Origin of the sequence: Enterococcus massiliensis (assembly GCF_001050095.1) — a bacterium.
Lineage (GTDB): Bacteria > Bacillota > Bacilli > Lactobacillales > Enterococcaceae > Enterococcus_C > Enterococcus_C songbeiensis.
Window position 1 is genome coordinate 466,863 of record NZ_CVRN01000006.1, and the last position, 24,264, is coordinate 491,126.

The 24,264-nt window shown below is 39.7% G+C and carries 24 protein-coding genes and 1 tRNA gene; 12 read left to right on the plus strand and 13 right to left on the minus strand.

Going from position 1 to position 24,264, the window contains the following annotated elements:
* Positions 1 to 72: 72 nt before the first annotated feature.
* Positions 73 to 2,181: an LTA synthase family protein gene (locus BN1875_RS07085; protein ID WP_048604145.1), complete on the minus strand. Its 2,109-nt coding sequence runs from the start codon at positions 2,179 to 2,181 to the stop codon at positions 73 to 75.
* Between the two features lie 231 nt (positions 2,182 to 2,412).
* Here BN1875_RS07085 and BN1875_RS07090 point away from each other — a divergent pair, with 231 nt between their 5' ends.
* From BN1875_RS07090 to ybaK, 3 genes are read left to right on the plus strand one after another with little or no spacing between them, the layout of a single operon-like run.
* Positions 2,413 to 3,579 (plus strand): class I SAM-dependent rRNA methyltransferase, encoded by a 1,167-nt coding sequence (locus BN1875_RS07090; RefSeq protein WP_048604146.1) that lies wholly within the window; start codon positions 2,413 to 2,415, stop codon positions 3,577 to 3,579.
* 27 nt (positions 3,580 to 3,606) lie between these two features.
* Positions 3,607 to 4,380 carry a type I 3-dehydroquinate dehydratase gene (aroD, locus tag BN1875_RS07095; protein WP_048604147.1) on the plus strand — a complete coding sequence of 258 codons (774 nt, stop codon included), beginning with the start codon at positions 3,607 to 3,609 and terminating at the stop codon, positions 4,378 to 4,380.
* Positions 4,373 to 4,864 (plus strand): Cys-tRNA(Pro) deacylase, encoded by a 492-nt coding sequence (ybaK, locus tag BN1875_RS07100; RefSeq protein WP_048604148.1) that lies wholly within the window; start codon positions 4,373 to 4,375, stop codon positions 4,862 to 4,864. The genes aroD and ybaK overlap by 8 nt, the downstream gene beginning before the upstream one ends.
* A gap of 41 nt (positions 4,865 to 4,905) precedes the next feature.
* Here ybaK and BN1875_RS07105 read toward each other — a convergent pair whose 3' ends face one another.
* Positions 4,906 to 6,168 (minus strand): BaiN/RdsA family NAD(P)/FAD-dependent oxidoreductase, encoded by a 1,263-nt coding sequence (locus tag BN1875_RS07105; RefSeq protein ID WP_048604149.1) that lies wholly within the window; start codon positions 6,166 to 6,168, stop codon positions 4,906 to 4,908.
* A gap of 122 nt (positions 6,169 to 6,290) precedes the next feature.
* Between BN1875_RS07105 and gdhA the strand changes: the two genes are divergently transcribed.
* On the plus strand, positions 6,291 to 7,640 hold the full coding sequence (gene gdhA, locus BN1875_RS07110; RefSeq protein ID WP_048604150.1) for an NADP-specific glutamate dehydrogenase: 1,350 nt from the start codon (positions 6,291 to 6,293) through the stop codon (positions 7,638 to 7,640).
* A 104-nt stretch (positions 7,641 to 7,744) separates the two neighbouring features.
* On the plus strand, positions 7,745 to 9,091 hold the full coding sequence (locus tag BN1875_RS07115; RefSeq protein ID WP_048604151.1) for a glucose-6-phosphate isomerase: 1,347 nt from the start codon (positions 7,745 to 7,747) through the stop codon (positions 9,089 to 9,091).
* Between the two features lie 69 nt (positions 9,092 to 9,160).
* On the opposite strand, the gene BN1875_RS07120 is transcribed toward BN1875_RS07115, so the two are convergent.
* Both BN1875_RS07120 and BN1875_RS13705 read right to left on the minus strand, forming a co-directional pair.
* Entirely contained in the window at positions 9,161 to 9,820 is a 660-nt protein-coding gene (locus tag BN1875_RS07120) for an MIP/aquaporin family protein (RefSeq protein WP_048604152.1), read from the minus strand.
* A 177-nt stretch (positions 9,821 to 9,997) separates the two neighbouring features.
* Positions 9,998 to 10,141 (minus strand): hypothetical protein, encoded by a 144-nt coding sequence (locus BN1875_RS13705; protein ID WP_187115919.1) that lies wholly within the window; start codon positions 10,139 to 10,141, stop codon positions 9,998 to 10,000.
* Between the two features lie 414 nt (positions 10,142 to 10,555).
* On the opposite strand from BN1875_RS13705, the gene BN1875_RS07125 reads away from it, so the two are divergent.
* Positions 10,556 to 10,774, plus strand: a complete 219-nt coding sequence (locus BN1875_RS07125) for a hypothetical protein (protein WP_048604153.1) — start codon at positions 10,556 to 10,558, stop codon at positions 10,772 to 10,774.
* Positions 10,775 to 10,839: 65 nt separating this feature from the next.
* Positions 10,840 to 10,965, plus strand: a complete 126-nt coding sequence (locus tag BN1875_RS13885) for a hypothetical protein (protein WP_261795774.1) — start codon at positions 10,840 to 10,842, stop codon at positions 10,963 to 10,965.
* A 138-nt stretch (positions 10,966 to 11,103) separates the two neighbouring features.
* Here the strand turns inward: BN1875_RS13885 and BN1875_RS07130 are convergent, their stop codons facing one another.
* Together BN1875_RS07130 and BN1875_RS07135 are read right to left on the minus strand one after the other, a co-directional pair.
* Positions 11,104 to 12,903 (minus strand): glycerophosphoryl diester phosphodiesterase membrane domain-containing protein, encoded by a 1,800-nt coding sequence (locus BN1875_RS07130; RefSeq protein WP_048604154.1) that lies wholly within the window; start codon positions 12,901 to 12,903, stop codon positions 11,104 to 11,106.
* Positions 12,904 to 13,001: 98 nt separating this feature from the next.
* A complete protein-coding gene (locus BN1875_RS07135) occupies positions 13,002 to 13,598 on the minus strand; it encodes a TVP38/TMEM64 family protein (protein ID WP_048604155.1) in 597 nt (198 codons plus the stop codon).
* Between the two features lie 297 nt (positions 13,599 to 13,895).
* On the opposite strand from BN1875_RS07135, the gene BN1875_RS07140 reads away from it, so the two are divergent.
* Together BN1875_RS07140 and BN1875_RS07145 are read left to right on the plus strand one after the other, a co-directional pair.
* Positions 13,896 to 15,251 (plus strand): Nramp family divalent metal transporter, encoded by a 1,356-nt coding sequence (locus BN1875_RS07140; RefSeq protein WP_048604156.1) that lies wholly within the window; start codon positions 13,896 to 13,898, stop codon positions 15,249 to 15,251.
* Between the two features lie 11 nt (positions 15,252 to 15,262).
* Complete coding sequence (locus BN1875_RS07145) at positions 15,263 to 15,688, plus strand: universal stress protein (protein ID WP_048604157.1); 426 nt, start codon at positions 15,263 to 15,265, stop codon at positions 15,686 to 15,688.
* 17 nt (positions 15,689 to 15,705) lie between these two features.
* Here the strand turns inward: BN1875_RS07145 and BN1875_RS07150 are convergent, their stop codons facing one another.
* From BN1875_RS07150 to BN1875_RS07165, 4 genes are read right to left on the minus strand one after another with little or no spacing between them, the layout of a single operon-like run.
* Complete coding sequence (locus BN1875_RS07150; protein ID WP_048604158.1) at positions 15,706 to 16,158, minus strand: threonine/serine exporter family protein; 453 nt, start codon at positions 16,156 to 16,158, stop codon at positions 15,706 to 15,708.
* Positions 16,159 to 16,914, minus strand: coding sequence for a threonine/serine exporter family protein (locus tag BN1875_RS07155; RefSeq protein ID WP_048604159.1), 756 nt, complete (start codon positions 16,912 to 16,914; stop codon positions 16,159 to 16,161).
* 37 nt (positions 16,915 to 16,951) lie between these two features.
* A complete protein-coding gene (locus BN1875_RS07160; protein ID WP_187115923.1) occupies positions 16,952 to 17,290 on the minus strand; it encodes a hypothetical protein in 339 nt (112 codons plus the stop codon).
* The gene (locus tag BN1875_RS07165; RefSeq protein WP_048604161.1) at positions 17,259 to 18,581 is read right to left on the minus strand and encodes a DUF1576 domain-containing protein; all 1,323 of its coding nucleotides are present in this window, start codon (positions 18,579 to 18,581) and stop codon (positions 17,259 to 17,261) included. The genes BN1875_RS07160 and BN1875_RS07165 overlap by 32 nt, the downstream gene beginning before the upstream one ends.
* A 251-nt stretch (positions 18,582 to 18,832) precedes the next feature.
* Here BN1875_RS07165 and BN1875_RS07170 point away from each other — a divergent pair, with 251 nt between their 5' ends.
* Positions 18,833 to 19,405 (plus strand): TetR/AcrR family transcriptional regulator, encoded by a 573-nt coding sequence (locus BN1875_RS07170; RefSeq protein ID WP_048604162.1) that lies wholly within the window; start codon positions 18,833 to 18,835, stop codon positions 19,403 to 19,405.
* Between the two features lie 237 nt (positions 19,406 to 19,642).
* Here the strand turns inward: BN1875_RS07170 and BN1875_RS07175 are convergent.
* The 3 genes from BN1875_RS07175 to BN1875_RS07180 form a co-directional block, all read right to left on the minus strand.
* Positions 19,643 to 19,730, minus strand: a tRNA-Ser gene (locus tag BN1875_RS07175).
* A gap of 279 nt (positions 19,731 to 20,009) precedes the next feature.
* The gene (locus BN1875_RS13890) at positions 20,010 to 20,135 is read right to left on the minus strand and encodes a hypothetical protein (protein WP_261795775.1); all 126 of its coding nucleotides are present in this window, start codon (positions 20,133 to 20,135) and stop codon (positions 20,010 to 20,012) included.
* 184 nt (positions 20,136 to 20,319) lie between these two features.
* Positions 20,320 to 21,123 (minus strand): Cof-type HAD-IIB family hydrolase, encoded by an 804-nt coding sequence (locus tag BN1875_RS07180; RefSeq protein ID WP_048604163.1) that lies wholly within the window; start codon positions 21,121 to 21,123, stop codon positions 20,320 to 20,322.
* A gap of 362 nt (positions 21,124 to 21,485) precedes the next feature.
* On the opposite strand from BN1875_RS07180, the gene BN1875_RS07185 reads away from it, so the two are divergent.
* Positions 21,486 to 22,922, plus strand: coding sequence for an NCS2 family permease (locus BN1875_RS07185; RefSeq protein WP_048604164.1), 1,437 nt, complete (start codon positions 21,486 to 21,488; stop codon positions 22,920 to 22,922).
* Between the two features lie 145 nt (positions 22,923 to 23,067).
* A complete protein-coding gene (locus tag BN1875_RS07190) occupies positions 23,068 to 24,264 on the plus strand; it encodes a multidrug efflux MFS transporter (RefSeq protein ID WP_048604165.1) in 1,197 nt (398 codons plus the stop codon).

Sequence of the window (24,264 nt, forward strand, 5' to 3'; positions counted from 1 at the left end):
TTTGTTAGAAATGAAGAAAATCATAGACAGAAAAAGAGCAAAACCGTGAAAGGTCTTGCTCTTAGTTAAAAACTATTTGTTTTCACTTTCATACTGTTGATAGGTCTCCGTTTTATAAAGATCTACAGTAGATTGATTCCCATTTTGTGAAAAGACACTTGTTGATTTATCCCCCAACTCGCTTTCGATATCCTTTAAGCGGGAAAGTGAATCTTTATAGTCGTAATTTTCCGGATCAACTGGATCTAAGCCGCTGTTGGAATAAAAACGTAAGAGATCCCCGTTATTGATTTGATCCGAGGTGGCTAATTGCTGTGCAACTTCCTCTTTCCATTTTTCTACCTGCGTTTTCAAGGATTCGGATGGAGATGGAATCGGCATGCCGGTCTTGTTGTCGTATAAGGTACTGTTGTAATACGTGTAGTTTGGTGTGACAAAATCACCGTCTCGGAAGGAAACCAGTTGTTCATGTCCGTCAGAGAACAAATCTTGTCCCAGTTGGATATAATTTTTTGTGTCGATTCCTAGTAGATGAAGCAGAGTAGGTAAAGCATCTACTTGCCCACCGTACGTATGATTGATTCCGCCATCATCTTGTCCCGGAACATGAATCATGAACGGTACCCGTTGCATTTGCGCATTGTCATAATCGGTCCAAGATTCTTTGGTTTTACCAACCAATTCTGCAAGATTTTTGTTTCGTGAATTAGAAATACCGTAATGGTCACCATATAACACGATCACAGAGTTTTCATAAAGTCCGCTTGCCTTCAAATAGTTGAAGAATTCTTCTACAGCTTTGTCAAGGTAGTTGGCAGTGGCAAAGTATCCATTGATGGTTTCATCAGAAGTGTTTGCCATTGGAAATCCGGCTTCATCATTAGTAAATTGTGAGTATGGATAGTGGTTGGATACTGCTACAAATTTCGTATAAAAAGGTTGTTGCAAGTGTTCCAGATATTGAACGGATTGTTGGAAAAATGGTTTGTCATGCAAGCCGTATTGGAACGAATTTTCATCGTTGACATCGTAATACTCTGCGTCAAAGAAATTTTGATAGCCTAAGCGTTTGTAAGTTTCGTTACGATTCCAGAAGTTTCCGGCATTTCCATGGAAAACCGCACTGGAATAACCTGCCGTTTGATCTAAAATTGCTGGAGCAGCTTCAAAGGTATTTTTGCCACCTAACTGAGTGAATAATGCCCCTTGATTTAATCCAAACAAGGAATTTTCCAGAAGAGTTTCAGCATCGCTGGTTTTCCCGGCTTTGACTTGATGGAAGAAATTATCAAAACTGAAAGTACTGTTGTTGTGATACAAACTATTGATAAACGGCATGACTTCATGCTCCACGCCATTTTCGTCTTTCAATTTGTAATCGATCAGAAATTGTTGTGTGCTTTCCAAATGAACGTAAATCACATTTTTGCCTTTAGCAATACCAAAGGTGTCATCGTTTGGTTCTGCATAATGATTTTTCACATAGGTTTCTACCTCGTTCATATCATTGGGACTTGCTTGTGCCCGAACTTGCGACGCTTGATAAGTCTGAAAGCCATCGTAAACAGTAAAGGCATTGATTCCCAAATACTTCACTAAATAATCCCGTGAGAAAGTCCGAGTCAATAATTCTGGACGATCTGCTTCAGCAAGAAATAAATTTCCTGAGAAAATCATTACAGCTAAGGTTGAAATAGCAAAAGCCATTCGAGCCCGAACCGGACGCTTTTCCATTTTGATTTTTTTCGTGAACAAAAGTGCTGCAAGAACGATGATATCAATAAAGTAGATGACATCATAAGGTCGGAACAAACGCAAGGCACTTTCTCCTAAACCGGAGGCAACTTTTCCGGCACCCAGCATCGTGTTGATCGTGATAAAGTCTGTGAATTCACGGTAGTAGGTTACATTGGAAAATAGTAACAAAGTCACCAAGAAATAAATGACCATCATCGTGATGTAAGAAGCCCGCGGACGCCGTACATAAAGAGCGATGGACAGTAAAAAAATCGTTGTTGCAATTGGATTGATGAATAAAATAAAGTATTGAATTGGACTTTCAATTCCTAGATTGAAATCCACCATGTAGGCAAAAATATTTTTTAGCCAAAGCAAACCGGCTAAGAGTGAAAAGAACCCCATTCTTGAATTTAAAAATTCAGGCGTTTTGATTTTTTTCAATGTGTGTCCTTCCTTTTCCGAAAATCAATTGATTGTAAATCATTTTCATGTTTTCTATTTATTACATTTCCTTTACATTTTACTAATAGGAAAATGCGGTGTCAATCGAAAACCCTAGGAAAACCTTAAGATATGAATTAATTAAATAATTCTTTACTTTCATTAGACAAAGACAAATATTCCTAATTTTGCTATACTTACCCTTGATAAGACAGAGCAGGAGAAGGCAAAATGAAAATAAAAGTAACCGAACAAGCAAAGAAAAAAATCCGTGCAGGAAATCCGTTGATTCAAAAAGAAGATCTATTGCAGGAATTGACTGAAACAGGCTGGGTTGATTTTGTTGATAATAAAGAAAATTTTTTAGCAAAAGGCTATTTAGGCAAACAAAATAAAGGCATTGGCTGGGTTCTTTGCCGTGAAGAGCGAGCCATCGACAATGATTTTTTCGTCAGCCTGTTTCGGATTGCTCGAGAAAAAAGGATTTTTTTTGAAAATCAGGAAGGCACGACTGCTTACCGCATATTTAATGGCGAAGGAGACGGATTAGGCGGCGTTACGATTGAGCGATATGAATCTTTTGCCGTTTTTTCTTGGTACAATGAGACACTTTATGAAAAACAAGCAGAGCTCATGACTGCTTTTCAACACGTTTATCCAGATATTCAGGGAATTTACGAGAAAATTCGTTTTGAGACAGCAACTTTGCCGGAAAGCCGATTTGTGACAGGCAGTCAGGCACCGGAACCGTTGCTGGTACAGGAAAATTTCGTGACTTTTGCCACCTATTTGAATGAAGGTCTGATGACTGGTATTTTTTTGGATCAAAAAGATGTCCGCGGACGTTTCGTGGGGGGCTTGGCAAGCGGGAAAAAAGTTTTGAATATGTTCAGCTATACCGGCGCCTTTTCAGTTGCAGCGCTGATGGGAGGAGCAAGCCATACCACCAGCGTGGATTTGGCAAAACGCAGCTTGGCAAAAACACAAGAACAATTTGCCGTGAATGGTATTGATCCTCAAACCCAGACGATCCATGTGATGGATGTCTTCAGTTATTTCAAATATGCCCGTAAGAAAGACCTGCAATTTGACGTGATCGTTCTTGATCCACCCAGTTTTGCCCGCAATAAGAAAAAAGTATTTAATGTCGCTAAAAATTATGGGGAATTGATTGAGGATAGTCTACCGATTTTAACAAAAGGCGGGTTGTTGATTGCTTCAACGAATGCTGCCAATCTATCAGAAAAAAAATTCAAGCACATGATTGAAACAGTTTTCGCTGAAAAGGACGTAAGCTACCAATTAGTCGATACCTATCGGCTACCAGCTGATTTTGTTGTCGCACCACAATTTCAAGAAGGCAATTATCTGAAGGTCTTTTTTTATCAAGTAAATTAACGGAAAATACCCGTAGGAGGAAGCAGGATGGCAGTACAAATAAAAAATGTCTTATTCGGCGATGGCAAGCCGAAGATTTGTGTTCCGTTGACTGAAAGCAGCAATGAGGCACTGATTCAACAAGCAGAACAAGCAAGCCAGTCTCCAGCAGAAGTGGTGGAATGGCGGGTAGATTTATTTCAAGCAGTAGATTCGAGCGAGGCGGTTTTAGAGACCTTGTCTCATTTGCGAACGGCATTAAAGGGAAAACTGCTCTTGTTTACTTTTCGTTCTTCTGCAGAAGGCGGCAATCATGAGTTATCTTTAAAAAATTATCAGAAACTTTATGAAACCGTCGCTGAAAGTGGATTGGTGGATATCATGGATATTGAATTGGCACGGGCAGAATTTTTAGGTCGCCAGTTTGTTCAAAAAATCAAAGATCATGCCGCCCTTATCATGAGCAGTCATGATTTTGAAAAAACGCCTGCAGATGGAATTCTTGTCATGAAAATTGGAATGATGGATCAATTTGGTGCCGATATCGGAAAAATCGCTGTCATGCCGCAATCCAGTCAAGATGTTTTGCGATTGATGGGGCTGGCAGTCAAAGTCCACGCCTTTGGTTCCTTGCCTTTGGCGCTGATTTCAATGGGGGATCAAGGAAAAATATCTCGTATCAGCGGAGCTTTAATGGATTCAGTTCTTACCTTTGGTGCATTGGAAAAAGGATCTGCTCCCGGACAATTACCAGTGGAAAAATTAGCGGAAATTTTAAATTGGATGACTATCGAAACAACTGGAAGTGAGCAAAATGGCTAAGAAAAAGTTGCCTAAAACCAATGCCATCCGTGCTGTCGAGCAAAAAAAGATTGCTTACCAAGAGCACATCTATGAATGGACGGAAGACCATTTAGGGGCTGAGACAGTAGCACAACAGCTGGGACAAAATGAAAATCAAGTCTTCAAAACTTTGGTAGCAGTTGGAAATAAAACCGGAACCCTCGTAGCTGTAATTCCTGGAAACCGCACATTGGATTTAAAAAAACTGGCAAAAGCCAGTGGGAATAAAAAGGTCGAAATGCTTCATCTGAAAGAGTTAGAGACAACCACCGGATACATTCGGGGAGGGTGTTCTCCTGTAGGTATGAAAAAATTATTTCCCACTTATTTTGATGAATCGGCAAATCAATTTGAAACAATCATTGTTTCCGCCGGCCAGCGAGGCCTTCAAATGGAATTAGCACCGGCTGCTCTTGCCGGTCTAGTCAAAGGAATCTTCGTAGATATCACAGAATCTCTTTAATAAAAAAAGACGCGGAAATCTGCGTCTTTTTTTAATAGCATTTAATAGCTGTAAGCAGCGATTTCTGCCGCGTGGGCACCGGCAACGTGTCCTGTGCAAAATGCAGCGGTAATGTTGAAACCGCCGGTATAACCGTTGACATCCAATAATTCTCCTGCAAAAAACAACCCTTCAATCTGTTTGCTTTCCAATGTTTTGGGATTCACTTCAGTCAGTTGAACACCACCACCAGTCACAAAAGATTTTTCAAGAGGAAAGGTCTTTGTGATTTGAACAGAAAAGTGTTTGATTTGTTCAGCTAGATGGGATAATTGTTCCAATGTCGCTTTTCCTGCCGTTATTTGCTCCAATTCTGTTTGTTCTAAGAAAAATTGCAGCAAACGTTCGGGAAGAAAATTCTGCAGTGCATTTTTTAAAGATTTTTTTGAGCCGGTGGTTAGCTTTTGCATTTCAGCAGTCAATTCATCTTTTGTCACGTCTGGCAAACAATCTATGACGGCAGTGACCGAATCCTGTTTTTTTAATAATTGATTAACGAAAAAGGAACAACGTAAAGCCGCCGGACCGGAAAGACCAAAATGAGTGAACAACAGATCCATTTTGTGGGTAACGATTAGTTTTTGCTGTTCATCTACAATGGAGCACTCGATGTCCTGTAAGGAAAGTCCCTGCAATCGTTTTTCTTGGATAAATGAATCCTCTGAAATCAAAGGAGACTCTGTTGGAAATAAGGGCGTGATAGTATGCCCAACTTTTTTTGCCAGTTGATACCCGTCTCCGGTAGCGCCAGTGGAAGGATAGGTTCTGCCCCCAGTCGTTAAAATGACACAGGAACTTTGAAAATCTTCGTATTCTGTTCGCAAACCGGTAATTTGTTTTCCGTCATGAAGAAGCTTTTTAGCTGCCGTATTCGTTACGATCGTCACACCCAATTCCTGCATTTTTGTTGCAAGGGCATCTACGATGGTTTTTGAACGATCTGTGACAGGGAACATCCTTCCGTGGTCTTCTTCTTTCAAGTGAACACCGTTGCTTTCGAAAAAATTCATGATGTCTAAATTATTCCACTGTGAAAATGTACTATATAAAAATTTGCCGTTTCCAGGAATATGCGTAATCAAATCTGCCACATCGCGATTATTCGTTACATTGCAGCGACCACCACCAGTCAACAGCAGTTTGCGGCCTAATTTTTTGTTTTTTTCAATTAATAACACCTTAGCACCGTTTTCTGCTGCTGAAATAGCGGCCATCATTCCGCTTGGTCCCGCACCGACAACGATTACATCGAAAGATTTTCCCATTCTATTCACCTCTTGAAAAAGTTTACCATAAATCATAAAAAAATTCAGAAAATTTTAAATAACATGCAAAAAACAACACTTTTTTTGATACAATATACAGTAATCAAAAGGAGGATGATACTATGACTGATGCGAAAAAATATGTAAAAGCGATTCAAGACCAACTTCACCAAAAAGATCCCAATCAAAAAGAATTTCTGCAGGCAATCGATGAATTTTTATCAACCATCGTGCCTTATTTAGAAGAACATCCAGAAATTGAAGCAGCAAATTTATTGGCTTTGGTGACTGAGCCGGAACGTTTGATCCAATTTAGAGTTCCTTGGCAAGATGACAAGGGCAATTGGCAAGTCAATCGCGGCTATCGGATTCAGTTTAATTCGGCAATCGGACCTTATAAAGGCGGATTGCGGTTTCATCCCAGCGTGAATCTCAGCATACTGAAATTTTTGGCTTTTGAACAAATCTTCAAAAATAGTTTGACAGGTCTGCCGATTGGCGGCGGAAAAGGCGGCAGTGATTTTGATCCTAAAGGCAAGTCAGACAATGAAATCATGCGCTTTTGTCAAAGCTTCATGACAGAGCTTGCACGGCATATCGGACCAAATCTTGATGTACCGGCAGGGGATATCGGTGTGGGCGGACGTGAAATCGGCTATTTATTTGGCGCCTATAAACGCTTGAAACAATATGATGCAGGAGTACTGACAGGCAAACCTTTAGATTTCTGGGGGAGCAAAGGACGGACCGAAGCAACCGGCTACGGAGCCGTTTATTTTGTCAAATATTTATTGAAGGATTTAAATGAAACCTTTGAAGGAAAAAAAGCAATCGTTTCTGGCAGCGGCAATGTAGCTATCTATGCGGTTGAAAAATTACAGGAATTAGGGGCAAAAGTTGTTACAGTTTCTGATTCTAGCGGCTTTATTTACGATGAAGAAGGCATTGATGTGGCGCTCTTGAAAGAAATCAAAGAAGTCAAACGGGAACGTCTGACGGTCTATGCGGAAAAACGAACGTCTGCGCAGTATTACGACCAACAATCTGTTTGGGATTTTGAAACTTCTGCAGAATTGGCCTTTCCTTGTGCGACACAAAATGAAATCACTATTGAACAAGCCAAATTGGCGGTTAAAAATGGTGTTCGAGTAATCGCAGAAGGCGCAAATATGCCAAGTACCTTGGAAGCAGCAGAATATTTCATTGATAATGGTGTATATTATTGTCCAGGAAAAGCTGCGAATGCCGGGGGCGTTGCTGTTTCTGCATTGGAAATGAGTCAAAACTCTCAACGCTTGCAATGGGAAACGGAAGAAGTTGACCAACAATTGGATACAATTATGAAAAATATTTACGAAGCTTGCCGAGATACATCAAAAACCTATGGCAAGGAAAATAATTTCATGTTGGGTGCCAACATTGCCGGATTCGAAAAGGTCGCAACAGCGATGCTTGCACAAGGACTTGTCTAGCAAGAGCGGATAAGCAATGCAACGCAACTTTACTTGAAAAAAAACGACAAAAAACGTAAAGTAGTAAAGTAATGGTTTGAAAAATTTTTCAAGGAGGACAAAACATGTCACACATTAAATTTGACTATTCCAAAGTAGCTCCTTTCGTCAATGATTACGAATTAGGCTACATGCAAAGTCAAGTCACTGCAGCACACGATTTATTAAGAAACGGAACAGGAGCCGGCAACGACTTCTTGGGTTGGGTCAACTTGCCAACAGAGTATGACAAAGACGAATTTGCCCGCATCAAAAAAGCAGCGGAAAAAATCCAATCTGATTCAGAAGTATTAGTCGTTATCGGAATCGGCGGTTCTTATTTAGGTGCCCGTGCAGCGATCGATTTCTTGAATCATACCTTCTTTAACCTATTAGATAAAGAAAAACGTCAAGCACCACAAATTTTCTTTGCCGGAAATTCAATTTCTTCTACGTATCTTTCTGATTTGATCGAAGTGATTGGCGACCGTGATTTTTCTGTCAATGTAATCTCTAAATCCGGAACAACGACAGAACCTGCGATTGCTTTCCGTGTATTCAAAGAATTATTAGTGAAAAAATATGGTCAAGCAGAAGCAAACAAACGGATCTATGCGACAACGGATAAAGCAAAAGGTGCGGTTAAAGTTGAGGCAGATGCTGAAAATTGGGAAACTTTCGTGATTCCTGATGATGTCGGCGGACGTTATTCTGTTTTAACAGCCGTTGGTTTGTTACCAATCGCAGCAAGCGGTGCAGATATTGATGCACTGATGCAAGGTGCAGCAGATGCATCAAAAGAATATTCCAGCGACAAATTGGAAGAAAACGAAGCCTATCAATACGCAGCAATGCGTAACATTTTGTACCGTAAAGGCAAAGTAACTGAATTATTGATTAACTACGAACCAGGAATGCAATATTTCTCTGAGTGGTGGAAACAATTATTCGGTGAATCAGAAGGAAAAGACCAAAAAGGCATTTATCCTTCCAGCGCAAACTTCTCAACTGATTTACATTCCCTTGGTCAATACATCCAAGAAGGCCGTCGTAATATTTTTGAAACGGTAGTAAAAGTTGAAAAACCTCGTAAGTCAATCGAAATCCCAGTTCAAGAAACAGATCTTGACGGATTAGGTTATCTACAAGGAAAAGAAGTTGATTTTGTAAACACCAAAGCCTTTGAAGGTACTTTATTGGCACATACTGATGGAGATGTACCAAACTTATTGGTAAAAATCCCTTCAATGGATGCTTACACATTAGGCTATGTTATGTACTTCTTTGAAATTGCTGTAGGAATTTCTGGTTACTTAAATGGTGTAAATCCATTTGACCAACCAGGAGTAGAAGCTTACAAAAAGAACATGTTTGCCCTTTTAGGTAAACCTGGTTTTGAAGATTTAGCAAAAGAATTGAACGCACGCCTGTAATTCGACGAGAAAATTGAGTCAAAAAAACCACGGATTTTCCAGATTATTTCTGGGAAATCCGTGGTTTTTTTATTCCTCACTACCCATGAAGCGAGCAGCAAAGGCCGCTAATACTGCACCGACGATGGGTGCCAGCAGATAAACCCAATAGTGAGAAAGCGCGGAGCCGCCTGCAAATAATGCCGGACCAAAACTTCGTGCAGGGTTTAGTGACCCGCCTGTTAAATTCAGTGCGACGATAATCAAGAAACTTAAGGTTAAACCAATCGCAAAAGATGCCATTGTGGCAGTGCCAAACTTTTTACTGGTGACCATCAAAATAACGAACACGAATAAAAAGGTGATGACCGCTTCAACTGTAAAAGCCATTCCTGCACTGATCGTTGAGAAATCGGTTTGTCCGTAGCCATCTTTTGGAAGCTTATTGGCTTGAATCAGCAGGGAAAGGAATGCCGAAGCAACTGTTGCACCGATAAACTGCGATAAAATATAAAAAAGTCCATCACGAATTGGCAGCCGATCATTGATCACCATGGCGATTGTGACCGCCGGGTTAAAGTGTCCTCCAGAAATTTTCCCTACCGCATATGCCATCATCGTTACCGTCAAACCAAATGCCAAGCCGATCGTCAACGGATCAACTTGAGCGATCACCACAACAGCGGTCCCAACAAAGACGAGCATAAATGTTCCAATAAATTCACTGAGATATTGTCTTAAATCTTCCATTACTTTCACTCCTTTCATCTTTTAGTATAGAGATTAATTATTTTTAGGTAAAGAAATCCGATTGGCAAGTGCTGAAGGTACAAAAAAAGAGGTCGTCTGTTAGTAGATTCTACTACAGACGACCTCACTGATTATCCGAATTATCACATGTCATTTCAAAGGATTCCCTTCTTTTAATTATCTGTGGAGATTACGAATAGCTTCTTCAATCGTGATACCATAAGCGATATTTGTTTCATTTTTTGCATCAATGGCCATGAAACGGTTGGAAGCTGAATCAAATGCAATTCGGTATTCCATATTGGTTTTTGTAAATGTCACTTTCTTTGCTCCTTTCAAAAAATTCTTGTAAGTTTGCTTGTTCACAACCTACCTTTATAAGAATAGCATGTTTTTAACAAAGCAACAAAACATACGACTTATCTTTATGAAAATGTAAGAAAGATTTTCTCAATTATTTTCACTTAGACCAATCAACATTCTGAAGAGAAAAGGAGAACCCTTTTTTCATTAAACCGCTCCAGGGAGAAAGAGAAGGAAAACAATAAGCTCTTGATAACTATAATAAGTTTGAAAAAAATATTTTTATAGTTTTTAATAAAAAACACTTATTAATTACTTGTAGTTGATAAATCAGCGAAAAAAATTGAAAAAATATCTATAATAGCGTTTTCAAAATAATCTTTTTCTGTTATTATATACCTGAGATAAATAACTGGTTTGGAGGTGATAAGGATGAACGAAGTAAAAATAGGAAAATCGTACTTATGTCAACCCATCGGTATTGAAAATGAAGTGATTGGGTTTGTGGAACATACATATACCAATACGGTCTTAATTACGGTAGAAAGCTGTCAACCGCAAGATCGGGCAAAGGTAATCGAGTGTCAAAATCGGATGCTGGTAAAATATGAAAAAGTCTTTGAAGAGGCAACCATTCCACAGGCGGTTTAAATTAATTGGCGGAATGTTCTTTTTTCGATAAAATATAGATAACGAAAAAAGATGAGGTGAAGAAGATGACAAAAAAACGAAAAACAGGAACCAATCATGGCAGATTGGGTGTCTTTTTGGCAATCGTCTCAGCTATCCCCGCCATTTTGTCCGTTGTTCATGCCATCCGTGAAGCGAAAAAAGAGAATTGAAATCTAGGCTGAAGTATAAATGATAAAAATAGCCCAAACAATCAAGAAATTCCTTATACGGTCCCATTGGTCCTAAGTGTTTTTTCTGGTGATTGTTTGGGTTATTTTTTTTAAGAGCCGAGGGTTTTAAGCAGATAATCAGCCGACGCCAATGACAAAATTGATCAGTTTATCAGAATAGGTCATCGGTTTTTTTGCATTTTTGACGGCTTGGTTCAATGCGGGCATTTGGTCGGTGATGATGCCGTCTACGCCGTAAAAAATCATTCGACTCATCCCTTCTTCGCTATTTGGCGTCCAGACGATTACTTTTTTCCCATCGGCTTTGGCTGCGTTAATGAAATTACGATTGATGGTGCTGTATTCCATTGTTAAGAAGTCCGCTTTGGTAATTGGCGAACCGACAAGATTAAAGGGCAGGATATAGCCGGTTTGAATCGTGGGCTCTTTGGTTTTGATTTCTTCAACGACGGGGTAAGAAAGACTTTGGACCATATACTGATTCTCGTGGATTACAGTAGCATATTTTTCGAGAAATGTATCAACGGTGGGTGTCACATCTTTTTCCTGAGTTTTAATCTCAATCAGCAGTTTTTGATCGAGTTCCTGTGCTTTTTCTAAGTAAGCATCAAAGCTAACTAAAGGGGCGTGTTGTCCATTTTCTTTAACAGTCAGTTTCTCTAGCTGGGCTAAGGTCAAGTCACCAGGTTTTTTATTTACACCGGTCAGATTTCTCAAATTGAAATCATGCACCACAATAAATTGTTTATCTTTTGTCAACTGCACATCCATTTCCACATAATCCGGTTTAAACTTACTGGTTTTTTCTAAGGCAGTCAGTGAATTTTGGACACCATTACGGTCGCTGACTCCACGATGGGAAAAGGTAAGTGGAATCGTTGGTGAGGAAGAGGTCAGATAATTCATATTATAAAGAGCGACCCCGATACCAAAAAAGATGGCAAGAACGATTAGCAAAGTATCCCACGTTTTTTTATGGCGTTTTTTACCTAATGGTTCTTGATAGAACCATTCTGGAATTTCCGGTAGAAAGTTTTCATCGTCCATAAAGTCAATGATGATGTAAAAAATACCTACTGTAGAGAAAATAATATTCAGTAAGAGAAAAAATTGTAAAAAGGTCATGGCAAAAACCGCGCTGCTTAAAGAAAGATCAGGGAAATAATTTTCAATCAAAAGCTGCAACAGCAAAACGATACCAAAACCAACCGCTACGACAGCTAAAATGCTGACGCCAATCGCAATAAATTGCCCGACAATGGCAAAAAACCGTCGCTTTGTGGACCGGAGACTTTCCCGAATAGCTTCTCGAAAGGGTAGGTCGCTTAAAATCATTTCCGGTAGCGCAAAAATGACCCGAATACCAACATACAAAAGGGCAAGATAGAATAAAACAAAACTGCTAACGACCCATACCCGATTGCTGAAAATAAATTCCTGGATAAAAGCGGGGATTTTGATTTTTGACAATAAATCAGAATTAAAACTCAGTCCCCCTAAAGGTAAAATCAAGAAAAAGTAAAATAAGAAAAAGAGAAACACGCTGGGGCGCAATTTTTTGATTTGCAGCAAGGTCATTCGTAGTAGCTGACGCAGAGAAACCGGCTGTTTTTTCTTGATAAAGTACACGCTGAGTAAAAGAAAAGTGAATTCAAAGAAGACCACTAATAAAATAATCAGCAGAATCAGCACCAAAGAAAGGGCGACCGCTGGATGATTCACCAGGATATCTCCCAAGTTATCGTAGGATAGATAATGGATATGCCCTCTTTTTAAGATAAATTGTGTCGAATTGCTGAGTAAAGGAATAATGATGAACAAAATCACTCCATGCATGACTAAGACGTCACGAAAGTATGCTTGGGTCGCAACTAGAAATTCCCCAACATTGATCAGACTATTTTTTAAATAATTCATTTTAATCACCTGTCTTTATTGTAAACTACTTTGCTCTATTTCAGAAATAATTGCAAAATTTGGGCATAAAAAATCCTCTTGCGGACAAGAGGACGTAATCAACCGACTAGATTGGCAAGAAACGAACCGCCGTGAACCAACAGCATGCTGTATAAGAAAATTGACAAGGGTTTTGCCAAGAGGATGATCATCGTGAATTTTTTTACCGAAATGTTGGTCAAGCCAGCCATTAAACAAAGAGCATCGTCAGGAGCAACCGGTAAAAAAATCGCTAAAGCAAAGAGTTTATCAAAACGTTCCTGATTATTCAGCCAATTTGCGTATTTATTATAGGTTTTGTCACTGATCAAACTTAGGATAAAGGGCTTCCCATATCTGCGACCCAATAAAAAAATGATGAGGGAGCCGATGGTGATTCCAATGTAATTGTATAAGAAACCAGCAAAAGGACCAAAAATCAAAACGCCGGCCGCGCTGGAGATACCTCCGGGGATGATGGGAATCACCACTTGTAAAATTTGTAAAAGGATAAAGATCGCTGGACCTAAAATCAAGGAATCGCCAACGAGTCCATGCAAAGCATTGATATCCTTGAAAACACCAAGGTTGATAAAATAAATCGTTAGCGCAATGGAAGCGCAGATTCCTAAAATAGAGATCGTATTGACTAATTTTCGTGATGCAGCTAGACTCATGAACTCATCTCCTTGTTTCATTCTATTGATTATATTAGCTGAAAGTTGGAATGTCAGCTATCGAATGAGATGACAGCAAACAAACAATTTTGTAAGTTTGTTGTTTACATGCTTATTATAGAAAATTTTTCCTGAGAATACTATCCAACTAAAGTCTGATAATCTCTCCTTATTTAGACGGAAGTATCGAAAATGTTTTTTCAGTTTACAGAAAAGGAGGGAAGGAGTATACTCGGTACGAAAGATATTTCGGTGTACCTAAAAAAATATCCAGTTACACATAGAAAGAGTGGTTAGATGAGCAAAAAAGAAAAGATGATTGAGTATGCGAATGGTCCGAGTCTATCAGAAATCAACAATACGGTTGATGTTCCAAAAAATGCCAGTTTTTTTCGAACACTGTTGGCATATAGCGGACCTGGGGCTTTGGTGGCTGTGGGGTATATGGACCCGGGAAATTGGATTACGTCGATTGCCGGAGGAGCTGAATACAAATACGCATTACTTAGTGTGATCCTGCTTTCAAGTCTGATTGCGATGTTGCTGCAAAGTATGGCAGCCAAATTAGGAATCGTAACCGGTAGAGATTTGGCACAGGCAACAAGAGAGCATACCAACAAACAAACGGGTTTTATTTTGTGGATTATTACTGAACTAGCCATCATGGCAACGGATATTGCAGAAGTAATCGGTGGCGCAGTTGCGCTGCAATTATTATTTGGCTTTCCCCTATTGATTGGTGTGTTAATCACGACTTTTGATGTTTTGCTGCTGCTATTATTGACGAAATTGGGATTTCGTAAGATCGAAGCAATCGTTACTGTGTTGATTTCCGTTATTTTCTTTGTTTTTGCGTATGAGGTGGCACTTTCTGATCCAGTAATTGGTGAAGTGTTGCGAGGGTTTATTCCTGATCCACAAATTACGTCAGACAAATCCATGCTGTTGTTGGCATTGGGAATTGTTGGTGCAACCGTGATGCCCCACAATTTGTATTTGCACTCATCAATTGCTCAGGCACGAAAGTTTGATCGCAGTAACGATGAAGAAAAGGCTAAAGCAATTCGTTTCACCACATGGGATTCAAATATTCAATTATCGGTAGCTTTTATCGTCAATTGTCTGTTGCTGATTTTGGGTGGTGCACTGTTTTACGGTACAAACAGTGATTTAGGAAAATTCGTAGATCTGTACGATGCGTTGAAAAATCCGGATATCGTTGGCGGGATTGCCAGTCCAATTCTAAGTACTCTGTTTGCTGTTGCTCTGTTGGCTTCAGGTCAGAATTCTACAATTACTGGGACACTTTCCGGACAAATCGTGATGGAGGGCTTCATCCACTTGAAAATGCCTCTGTGGATGCGGCGGGTAGTTACACGATTATTGGCGATTATTCCAGTTATTATCTGTGTGATTTTATACGGTGGAAAGGAATCGGCAGTGGAAGATCTGCTGCTATATACCCAAGTTTTTCTAAGTATTGCTTTACCGATCTCGATCATTCCGTTAACACTTTATACCAGTGATAAAAAAATGATGGGAAAATTTGCAAATCCAACATGGGTCAAAGTGTTAGCGTGGATTATTGCGATTTTGTTGACCATACTTAATTTATTCTTGGTTTACGGCACATTAACCGGTGCAAATGGGTAGGAGGAAACAAAATGTTCAAAAAAATTTTAGTGGCTGTGGATGAGTCAAAGGATTCTCAAAAGGCGTTTTCTGCGGCAGTAAAATTAGCACAGGAAAATCATTCGGTATTCGTAATCGCAACAATTTTTGAAATTAACCAGCTAAATGTTTATGAATACCTGACTCCTGAAACTCTGGAAAAGAAGAAACAGCATGCGATGCAGATTGCAGAAAACTATCGCCAAGAAGCTTTGAGAGAAGGGTTGATTTCTGTAGAGGTAGCGATGGAAGAAGGGACACCGGCTGATGCAATCATTGAAAAAATCCTGCCATCAGTTCAGCCAGACTTATTGGTTTGCGGTTCCAAAGGCAAGCCCAATAAATCACCTTTGATTTTAGGCAGTCAAGCAGCCTTGTTGGCCAAAGGTGCACCATGTTCTGTCATGATCATACGCTAAAAAAACAGTCGGAAAGTTTAGCTTTCCGGCTGTTTTCTCTTTTTGAGCATATTTCTAAGAATTGTTTCGACTAACCCAGTCATCATGAAACCACCGGCAATCGCACCCGCTGTGACGATGACAATTTTCATATTATCAAAACCAAGAGAAGAAGTTCCTAATACAAATTCCCGCACAGCTTTGTAGGCCGGACCACCGGGTACGAGCGGAACCAAGCTTGGAATATTAAAAATAATCATCGGCATTTTTTTCTTCCGGGAGAAAAAAATACTGGCACAACCTACCGCAAAGGCGGCTAAAAAATTGGCAACTCCCAGACCCCAATGATTTTCTCGGAGGAACCAAAAGATCATCCAACCAAGTCCTCCCGTGAAGCCACAGGCAACTAAGGAACGTCTGGGATTATTTGTGATTACGCCAAACGTGACGGTGCTGATAAAACTGAAAACAAATTGAAGGAGTATTTCCATTTAAATTCCCCCTCCAAAAATTGAAAAGATCGTTGCGATTCCTACCGCAATCGCTGCTGCTGTAAACAGGGCTTCAATTCCACGAGCGGTTCCGCTGATTAGATCCCCTGCAAGAATGTCTCGAAAAGAATTTGTGATGGCAACACCGGGAACCAGTGGCATCACTGCACCGATGATAATATTGTCGACATTTTGCGCTACCCCAATTCTTACACAGACAATCGCCAACAGACCAATCAAAAAAGCTGCCGCATACATATCGAAAAAGCGCAGTTGCGACCATTTTTTTACATAATAACTGGTAACGAAACCAATCATTCCTACAAAAAAAGTCGCAAAAAAATCCGCCCAGTCTCCGCCAAAGATGTACATCAATAGACAACTGACTAGTCCAGCACTCAAAATCTGCAGGTAAAAGGGAAAGAAAGGTGTTGTGGTATTCACCAGCGACAAAGCCTGATGCAATTCTTCCAAAGAAATTTCCTGAGCGGCAAATTTGCGGGACAGCTGATTGACTGCCACAATTTTTTCTAAATTGATGGTTCTATCATGAACATCTTCTACTTGCGCATAATGACTTTTACGCAGCCCCATAAACAACCCGGTCGCAGTCACATAGCTGATACTGTTCGGTTCGCCGGCGTTGGCAGCAATTCGATTCATGGTGTCTTCAACCCGATAAACCTCTGAGCCATTTTCCATCATGATTCGTCCAGCCAACAGACAGGTTTCTAAAATCAAATCTTGTTTTTCCATTTCTCCACTCGTTTCTTAAAAAGCAAAACAAAATCGGCTAAATTGCTTTGCGAAAAATTTTAACATCTAAAATTGGCGCGTCGTATAATACTTCCACATCATCGATCAACGCCCCCAACAAGTGAAAATCCTCTTTTTCGGGATGGATGCCACCAAGTAATTCGTGGGAGTATTCTTCATAATTTAGATCACGGGAAATGTTCAAGGCTTCTGTGAAGTCTTTCAAATCTTCGGGCACTTCCGGCGTTTTTCCTTGAATTTCGATATAAAAGCCTTCTGCGGTGAATTCAATTCCAATCCGAATTTCCTGAATCTCATTGCCATAAAAAAAATTAAGCAATTCATCAATGATCTTTTTTGAGATTTCTTGTTCGATCATTTTTTTCTCCGATCTTTGTAAAATTATCTAGCAACGGCACGAGAAATCCGGCAACAAAACCACTGGAAAATCCGTTGTTGTAGAGATTTAAGCCCCCGTGAAGGTAGGATACGTTGTTGACTAGAGACATATGTAAAATTCCTGCGAGAATGCCATAGACACTTCCGTAGTATCCGCTGATTGGTGCCAAACTGGTACCGAAAATGGCAGCCACCACAGCAGCTGTTTGCTGAACATCGTGAAAAGGTGCAATCAACGTCGCTAAATAGACACCCAATAAAACAGGGAAACTATTTTTTAAATGATTACCAAATGCACTAAAGCCGACAGCAGATAAAATTGCCCCAACGATTGGTCCGTTTAGCTGAGCTTGAATTAGTAAACAATAACCAGTCAGCATAAATCCCATCAAAGCCATGTTAATGACTGTAGCTCCGACACCTGCTATCATAACAAAATCAGTAATCAGTTTTCCACTAGTTTTAAAGATTTTTTGCAATCCATGAAAGGTCCGCTGATTCCAAAGCCAGCCGACGCAAAGAAACAGGGAAAAGAGCCCCAGCAAAAAAAGCAACAATTTATCATGAGCCGACGTTGCGATGATGGTTCGTTCCTTAATAATGTAATTGAACATCCGCAAAATTCCAGTTAAAATCATGGCAATCAAACCAGAACTAAAGCCGACATTGTAAAGAGAAAATCCATGGTGGAAATTCAACATGTGAGCAGCAATTGGTGGTAAAACAAAACCGATTGCGATACCGGAAAGATAGCTGAGAAAAAAGCCCAGCCACAAAGGAATATCCATCCCGAACGTCACATAACTGACAACCGGGGAAAGGGAACTACCGAACAGGCTAATCATTGCAAATTGGGAATACGGACGTTTCATAAAGCGGGCATAAAGCTGGACGCCCAGAATAATCGGAATAGAGTTGTAGAGATTCTTTCCAAAGAAAGAATAACCGGCAACAGTGAAAATAGCGGCGATTAGCGGGCCATTCATTTGAACGCGATAAAGGCGCAATAAGAGGATACTTAAAAAAGTCAGTAAACCGCTATTTACGAATGCGCTACCAAGATTACCCAATGCAACATAATCTGTAATTAGATTACTAGGGGAGGTCATGATGCGATAAAGCCCTTGAAGAATAGCATAAAAAGAATTTTGAGAAAGGCCGATGAGAATCAACAATATGCTGAAAGCAAATAGTAGAAAATATTTCTGTTTTTGAAGCGGATCTGTTTTTTTTACCCGGTGAAAAGCGAGGACATTATTTTCTTCCATAGTTTGCTCCCTTTTTCTTTTACTATAACTTGATTTTTTGCTATGTGTCAATATTCTTAGCTAAATTTCATTTTTTTAAATATCTAAGCCATTGACCTTACAGTCCTTAAAAGAAAGCATTTGTTGTTTATCATTTTCTTTTTAAATAGAAAGATAACGTAAATTTGAGTATATTATTTCCCAAAACGATTATTTTTGTATAAAATAGAGAAGAGAAACACTATTGTTATGGAAAGGAAAGGAGTTTTCTCATGCGACGCAAAGTATATACCAAAGAACATATTTTGAAAGCTGCCTATGAAGTTATCTCTAAAGAAGGATTTAATAAGTTTACTGCTCGGAATATCGCCAAAAAAATGGGGATTTCAACCCAGCCGATTTACTTAGAATTCAAGAACATGCAGGACCTGAAAAATACACTGGTTGAGACCGTGATGAAAGATTTGCAAGAAAATGTATTTCCAGTGGAGCATACCGGGAATAAACTGGTGGATTTGGGAATCAACTATGTAAAATTTGCGCAGGAAAATCACAATCTGTATGTAGCGCTCTTTGTTGATGAATACGGCGGCGGACAATTAATGCACAAATTCTCTTATGAATACTTCAAAGACTTGGTGAAAAAAGATCCAGAATACGCCGATTTGTCCGAAGACTATATCGAGGCCCTGCATGACGGAACATGGATTGTCGTTACTGGAATCGCTTCATTGATGTCTTCTGGCATCATTCACCCAACCGAAGAGCAAATTGCGCGATTGATCCAACAATCCATCGACAGCATTTTGACAATCAAAAATCCCAGCCATTTGTATGACAAATAAAAATAATCCGCAATCTCCAATTAGAGGTTGTGGATTATTTTTTTGAACGAAAAATTAATTTGCAGAGATTTCCACTTGATCCATGTATTTTTAATGAAAAAAGGGAGGGAAAAGCACCAAATACCTTCTCTAAAGTTGTTAAACATTAGAAACCTTGTCAAAACCTTGTCAAAAATAAAAAAAGAAGTTAGAAATACTTGAAATCCTTGATGGATAAGTATTTCTAACTTTAAATGAAGGAGAGTACAGGATTTGAACCTGCGCGCCGGTATTAGCCGGTTCGACGGATTTCGAGTCCGTTGCATTACCACTCTGCCAACTCTCCGGGTCCTTCTTTATTTTCTACATTTTCAGCCTTTTGTCAAGAAAAACTTCAACGGCAATCACTGTTCAGCGATCCAAATGAGGAACTGAAGGTGATTGCCGTCGAAGTTTCGAGGTGGAAAGATTGCCAACATTTATCGTTGCAATTGTTTTGACGAAATCTTTCGTCAAACGTGGAAGGCAGGAATCGAACCTGCATACCCAAAAATTTCGGATGAGAAGTACCAACCTTCCTCCACAGCATGTTCCCATACCTTTGGGAATCAGCTAAACGTCTTGCTTAAAGATTGTGTTCCTGATCATCTGAATCCACCAGTGGCTGAGGTTCTTCTTTTTTCAAAAAACGAATCAGAAGAAATGTACATAAACCTAAAGCAAAACCAATTTGTAAAAGATTGAGCAACATACGAATCATTCCTTTCTTGTTGAGATGATTGTATGAAGTCAACCTAAACTGCAGCTTAAGTTCAGTAAAAATTTATTTGCTCCTAAAAAAATACGAGATATCTAAAAGAAAAAAACCGACCCACAGAAGGTATACTCCCGTGGGTCGGTCATCAAACACAATCAAAAGTTGTTTGGCGCGTGAATTAAATGGCTAAATGGGTTTCTAAATACTCAGCAAGCCCATCTTCATCATTGGTTTTTTCTGTAATATCATTTGCAGCAGCTTTGGCATCGGTAGTTCCATTTGCCATCGCCACACCTAAACCGGCGTATTCCAACATTTCCAAGTCATTGTGTTCATCCCCAAATGCAATGATGTCTTTTCGGTCGATATGTAGGGAGTTGGCGATAATCGATACGCCATGAGCTTTTTGAATTCCTTTTGCCACGACTTCTAAAATTGCGTTGGGCCCGCCCCATGTACGCACGTCCACGAAATCTGCGAATTGCTCATTTAATTTTTGAGACACTTCAGCTGCAAACTCATTTTTTGTTTGAATCAGCATGGAGGTTGGGTTTGTTTTCAAATTTTGCAGCAAATTATTTTCCGTAGCCTTCGCAGAGGCGAAAAATTTAGGGCTGAAAAAATTCAAGTCGTCAATATAAAACGTATCACGATTTTCAGCGGCTACAAAGTCTAAATTCAGGCGTTGTTTTTGCGCTAAAATCTCAAATACAATCTCTCGGTTGATCAAGGTTTCTGATTCCTGTGCCCATTGGTGGTAAGGCAAATGGACCAATGCACCATTGAAGTTGACCATGGGTGTTTTTAAAGCCAGCTGTTTATAAAAACCTTCGCTCATTCTGAAAGGTCGTCCAGTGGCAATACTGACAACGTGACCAGCTTTTGTGGCTTTTGCCAAAACCTCTTGGGTTCGAGGGGTAATTTGTGAGTCCCCGTTTAATGTCGTACCGTCTAAATCGATAGCGATCAATTTTGTATTCATATAAACACTCCTTATTCATTTTGGAAAACGAACTTTTCTGGAAGAAAAATTCACGGGACCTGCCTATTATTTTTCTAAAAAATTGAGAAGAGGGAAGAATCCATTTCTTTTCCATATGTCGCTTAAGTGTATCACATTTGCCGAAGAGGACAAAATCTTGTAAAAGAAAAGCGCTAAGACTTACGATTTTCTTAGTTAAAGAGCAAAACACGAACGTTTTATAAAAAAGTTAAGAAATAAATCAATAAAACATTGTAAAAAGTCTGGGAGATTCCTATAATTTGTAATTGTTAAGAGAATCAGCAAGTTATTTCCGAACTTTTTTGTTGATTCGCTAAAAATAGAGTGGGGGAAAAATTTTCATGGACAAGTTTTTCAAATTAAAGGAAAACAACACAACTGTTTCAACTGAAATCGTAGCAGGGCTGACGACCTTCTTTGCGATGAGTTACATTCTTTTCGTTAATCCGTCAATTTTATCGGCATCAGGAATGCCCTTTCAGGCTGTCTTTTTGGCAACCATCATTGCCTCCGTTATTGGAACACTGGTTATGGGACTTTTTGCCAACGTACCTTACGCGCAAGCTCCCGGTATGGGGCTGAATGCCTTCTTTACTTTTACTGTAGTCTTTGGGTTAGGTTATAGTTGGCAACAAGCATTAGCAATGGTTTTCATTTGTGGACTTATTAATATTTTTATTACTGTAACAAAAATCAGAAAACTGATCATTCATGCGATTCCTGAAAGCATGCAACATGCGATTGGCGGCGGAATTGGGATCTTCGTTGCTTATGTTGGTTTAAAAAATGCCAATCTCTTGAGCTTTTCTGCTGATTCAGCAGTTATTACCAGCAGTGCTGTTGAAGGAAAAAAAGCCGTTAATGTAACGATGAACGGGGGCGTTGTTCCAGCATTGGCAAATTTCAACAATGCACCAGTGATTTTAGCGGTAATCGGATTGGTTTTGACAACGATTTTAGTTGTAAAAAACGTGCGAGGCGGCATTTTGATCGGAATCGTGGGAACCACAATAATCGGGATCTTTATGGGTGTTGTCGATCTGAGTGCAATTGATTGGCAAACCAATTCATTAGGAAACTCGATTAAAGAATTAGGCACAACGTTTGGGGCGGCCTTTGGTTCAGAAGGGATGCAATCTTTGTTTAGCGATTCATCAAAAATTCCTCAAGTATTGATGACCATTATTGCTTTTAGTTTATCCGATACCTTCGATACGATTGGTACATTTATCGGAACTGGTCGACGGACTGGAATCTTTTCTCAATCAGATGAAGCAGCATTGGAAGACAGTCAAGGAATGAATACTAAAATGGATCGGGCATTGTTTGCTGATGCGATTGCAACATCCATTGGGGCGATTTTTGGAACATCCAATACAACGACCTATGTGGAATCAGCCGCCGGAATTGGTGCGGGTGGACGGACTGGACTGACTTCGGTTGTCGTGGCAGCCTTGTTTGCAATCAGCAGTTTCTTCTCGCCGTTAGTTTCAGTTGTACCAGCACAAGCAACGGCACCTGCTTTAATTTTAGTTGGTGTGATGATGATGGCTTCCTTCAAAGATATTGATTGGAGCAATTTAGAGGATGCAGTGCCTGCTTTCTTTGCTTCGATTTTCATGGGACTTTGTTACAGTATCTCTTACGGGATTGCAGCAGGCTTCATTTTCTATACGATTGTAAAAGTAATCAAAGGGAAATTTTCTGAAGTCTCGCCAATTTTATGGGTAGTAGACATCCTGTTTATTCTTAATTTTATTATTCTTGCGATTTTATAAAAAATAGCCCATTTCTACAAGCGTGGATTTTTCCTTTATGGAAATTCTGCGCTTGTTTTTTGGCTTTTGACGAGATTTAGCGTTTGGCAGTTTCACTCTTTTCAAAAATAGGATAAGATAGATTAGTAGGAAAGAAGGTAGTGTAATGAAAGTAGATTGGAAACGAAATTTGATGATCTCGTGGATCGGCTGTTTTTTCACGGGGGCAAGTTTCAGTTTGGTCATGCCATTTATTCCATTATATATTGAACAACTTGGCACGCCAAAAAATCAAGTAGAATTATTTTCCGGATTGGCAATCTCCGTGACTGCATTTGCATCTGCGATCGTTGCACCAATTTGGGGGAATTTAGCGGATCGTAAAGGGCGTCGTCTGATGATGATTCGAGCAGCGGCAGGGATGACCTTTAGTATGGGATCGTTAGCGTTTGTACCAAATGTGTACTGGTTGCTGATTATGCGATTTATGACGGGGATTTTATCCGGCTATATTCCAAATGCGACAGCATTAATCGCATCACAAGCACCAAAAGAGAAAAGCGGCTGGGCACTGGGAACTTTGGCGACAGGAGCGATTGCGGGAAATCTGATTGGTCCATCAATGGGCGGTGCGTTGGCACAAGGTTTTGGGATGGAAAATGTTTTTATTATTACGGGTGTTGTTTTGTTGATTACAACGATTTTAACGGTACTATTAGTAAAAGAAAACTTTGTACCGATTGAAAAACATAGCATGCTGACGGTCAGAGAAATTTTTGATCGAGTCGACAACGTGCAAGTTTTAGTAGGACTGTTTGTTACGTCATTGATCTTACAAGTAGGAGTGACCAGCATCAGCCCGATTTTGACGTTATACATACGGCAACTGAGTGGAAATACCACCAATATCTTATTTGTTAGTGGACTAATTGTTTCCATCGCTGGTGTTTCGGCGATTATTTCTTCGCCAACTTTAGGAAAAATTGGTGACAAAATCGGTAATCATAAAGTTTTGCTGGGTGGGTTGGTACTGTCCTTCTTTTGTTTCATTCCCATGGGATTTGTCAAAACACCATTTCAATTGGGCGCCTTAAGGTTTCTTTTAGGCTTTTCAACTGGGGCGCTGATGCCTTCCATCAACACATTGATCAGTAAAATCACTCCACCAGAAGGAGTTAGTCGGATCTACAGTTACAACCAAATGTTTTCCAACTTTGGTCAAGTCTTAGGACCAATGGTTGGTTCAACAGTTGCCCATGGTTTTGGCTATCGTGCAGTATTTTGGGTGACCAGTGGTTTTGTGTTAGTCAATATCGTTTTATCAACATTTAATTTTCGTAAAATTTTGCGAGTCAAAATCTAA